Origin of the sequence: Hominilimicola sp. (assembly GCF_046972485.1) — a bacterium.
GTDB lineage: Bacteria > Bacillota > Clostridia > UBA1381 > UBA1381 > Hominilimicola > Hominilimicola fabiformis.
In genome coordinates this window covers 1-3,970 of sequence record NZ_JBKVWU010000167.1, presented here as the reverse complement: position 1 = coordinate 3,970, position 3,970 = coordinate 1, and the positions used below count along the sequence as shown (strand labels likewise).

Annotated in this window: 1 protein-coding gene; it reads right to left on the bottom strand. The window is 39.7% G+C overall.

Translation table 11 applies throughout. The features are described 5' to 3' along the window. Positions 1–3,970 (bottom strand): hypothetical protein (locus ACLTU0_RS11180; protein ID WP_412322511.1); only part of this gene is annotated, 3,970 nt, incomplete at both ends.

Sequence of the window (3,970 nt, the reverse complement as noted above, 5' to 3'; positions counted from 1 at the left end):
AGTTTATATATTTCAGGAAGATAACCGCTTTGATTTTTCCATTCCGCTTTCGTGATGAGCTTATCAAATCTAAGCTGTGCCGTAACGGATTTATTTGTCTTACTGCTCTTTGCGTTTTCAGACCAAACTTCACTGATTTTATTTGCAGGTGAATTGTCTATTTCCGTAACGGCTGCTTTTAATTCACCGCTTTCGTTCTCACCTTTATATGTGTATGTGTAGTTTATAACAATATTTTCGTTGTCTGTTACTTCTATATAATACAAGCCGTTGTATTCTCCGTCACTTGTTTCCTGTTTTGCGTTGTCATTAGTCATAACAAGGTTTGTAAAGTCACTGTCCTCAGGCGGTATTAGGTATACCTTTACAGTCTGCATATCGCCCGACACGACTTTCTGTAAATGCGGCTGAGGCGCTTCGCCCAAGTTATCCGCAACAAGCGGAATTTCGGTGACATTATTACAGCTGTCGACTGCAAACAATGTAAATTCCGCATTCTTTGTTATATCAACGGTTCTGCCGTTTACACTCACTCCGTCAATCGTATCGCTTGTTGAATCAAATGTCGGTGTTTCGGCATTAAGTCCCGCTTTTGCAATAAGCTTTACACCGTTTATATCAGACACGATTACATTAAATCTGTAATGTGACGACCAACCCATTTTCTTCATAAATGATATACTGTCGGTAACTGTTTCATAGCCTCCGCCGCTTAAATCAGGAAGTGACGGATTTAAGTAATGCTTGTTATCATCATACAGATTAAGCACAAGTTTTTTGCTTTGTGCCACACCGCCCCTTACGGTATAACCAACCATTTCAACACTCGGCGGCATTGTATCGACATATTCTTCGGGCGGCTGATAATCTTTAAGTGTTACATCAAGCGTAACTGTATAATCTTCACCCAAAGTATCATTTTGATTTTTGTAATTCCTGAATGTAAATTCCGTTTCACTGTTAGGATAGAATGTATGGCTCGGTGTTTCGCCCGTTGCGGTATCAACAAGTGTTGAGCCGTTTTCATCAACAAGCTTTGCGGTTACTTCGCCGTATATACAGCCGTCAACCACATCATCTTCGTCATAATCCCATACAACTTTCGGCTTTATCGGTTTTATCTCATTATTGGTTATATTTAATATTTTACTCTTTTCAGCTCCGTTATCCGTCCACTTCATTGTAACCTTTGTAGGCTGTGTTGCGGTTACGGTTACGTTATTTGTTCCGTTGTTTTCGATTTTTGCAAATGTGTTTCCGTCATTTTCCGTAACAGTTACGGGAGAAGTATATTCGATATTCGCCGTAATATCGCCCTTTGTCTTATACAAAGTTGACATTGTAACCTTTGGACCGTCTGCAAGAAGTGTAACAGTTACAGGTATTGTCCATGTATTGCCGAACATATCCTCGCCCTCAACTTCGTATGTACCGTTTGAGTATATCGGCAGATAGTGAGCAGACGCATAAACCGTATCGCCCTTTAATTTTAAATATCCGTTAAAGTATACCTTAACACCTCTGTCATTGCAGATATAACTGTAATCCGCTAATGAATCGTCATCAGAAACTTCAACAAATCGCGGTTCTTCATATTTAAAGTTCGTTACCAAGCTTCCGTAATTTTCATCGTCTTTGGTATACGTTCTCGTTGCTGTGTCACCATGCACACCTACAAAGTTAAACGTAATACTGTCAAAGAAAGGCTCGCCTGCCTTTTCCACACTCCATGGTCTTGTAAAGTCTATACTCAAATTAGTGGACGTGCTGTCCTCACGATAATAACCGCCCTCAAAACCCAATTCATTCGGATATTGATAGTTTTTCATAGGCATATTGTACATTTCACCGTCTTTCACAACTGTAAAAGAGCTTTTGTCCATGTCAAGATTTTTGGCATAAAAATTATAAATATAATCACCCTGGTTGTATGTGTTAAGATTTGCTTGAGTTACTGTCAATGCATCATTTTCAAAGGTATATTTCGTTTTTTCCTTGAACTGCGGAATATATGAAACAGAATTACCGGATTCGTCTATCGCAATAAATGCAAAGTTGAGCCTATCTCTGCCTTTTTCGTCTTGTCTACAGTTCTGATAATTAAAGGCACTATCACCCTTCAATGTAACAACCTCGTCAAGTCCGATTTCATCGGCAGTCCAACTGCTGTAATCCTCTCTGTGAACATAATATACCGTTACATTACCGTTTTCGGAGAAAGCATTTTTTACGGTTGCATCAGCGGAAATAACGTGCATTGTTCCGTTGTCATCCGTATAATTCTGCGATTCGTTCATATCAAAATCCATTGCAATCTGCGGTATACTTTCAACCATATTTACCGTGAACTCGTATATCGGCGATACATTGCCGTTTTCCAATTTAACTTGATAACAGAAAGTGTTACTTCCCTTTTCAAATTGCAAACCGCCCGTTGCCGTTACTCCGTCAAGAGTTTCTTTTGCAGTGTTTTGCATTAAGTTTATCTCGTATTCTCTTGTTAGGTCAGTAGTCTTTTCAAACGGTAAATCTTCTCCGCCATTGCACGCTTTATTCCACAAGCGGAATCCCTCTGCCTTACCGATTGTTTCACCGCACAATTCTTTTGAAACATCATTGCTCTTAAGCGTCATTTTGACGATATGTGCCATATTCTGTTCTAAAGAATATCCCTCATCTTCATTACGGTCAATCTCCTTAAATTCAGCATTACCGATATTGATTGTTTTAAATGCCGTATCGCTTTCTTTTACGATTGACGGTATCGGATTAGGAATAGGGTAATATTCGTGTTCGGGAATGATTTCATATCTGTTTACACCGACATCTGCCGATGTTTTGATATTGTCAAGAAGTACCGCCGTATCGCACTTAAATTCGGCAGGGCTGTCACTGCCTGTCTGATACAAATAAACCGCAATTCTGTATGTATCCGTTCCAAGCAAGTTACCGTCTTTATCTCTAAGCGGCATTGCAAGAGTTTGACTTGCATTTCTGCTTAGCTTTGCGTTGTAAACCTCGTTGTTTTCCGAATTTGTTATTGCCACATACGATTTATCAAAGTCCAAATTATCCGTAACCCAATCGGCAACTTTTGTATTTGACAATTCAAAATTAATTCTGACATCAGTCATATCGCCGTTTCTTCTTATGTGCTTGTCATCACCTACTCCTGTGGCTTTAATAACATCTCCGTTACTGTCCTTTATTGAAGTAAATTCAAGATTATATACATTATCAAGTACAGGTGCGGTCATAACATTAAAGTCGCCCTCCGCTTGATATGTCACTTCTTCTTCGGAATTGGACGGCTTTATACTTGCACCGCTTACAGGTGTCAAATCTGCAAACGCACTTTCAAATTTTACGTTTACTGTACCGTAAAAGTTTTTAAGTTCATTCACTCCGTCCGCCGTAAGAGCGGTTACTCCGTCAAAACCGTTTTTATCCTCGTTGTATGTAACCGCATACCATGTGCCGTCAAAATCAAATATGTTTTTACTGTCGGCACTGTCATATACGCTTGCGTAAGTCTTGTCACCCATTGTAAGTGTTACACGTGTGGCGGCATTAGCTTTATTGTCGGGATTGTCAGGTGCCGAAATTTGCACATCAGGCTTTGTATGTATCTGTGACAAATCGCTTACAACCGTATATTTTGCCTTTGCCTTTGTCAAGTCGGCATACACCTCATAACGTGAAACATTCGACTTGTTACCTTTAAAGTCTGTCGCATACACAAGCAATTCTTTTTCATATTTTTGTGCCGCGTCAAATTTAGTTTCAAAGTCAAAAACTCCGTCATTAAGCAAGCCCTCCGACCAATCACTGTCAGTCGGTTCAACACCTTTGTCTACAAGCTGATATTTAACATTCAGGCCGTCCGTGTTAAAATCGGTTACACGTACCTTTGCCAATATCTTTGCGGTATCGTTTTCATACTCGGTATTCATCGACATAAGCGCAACAT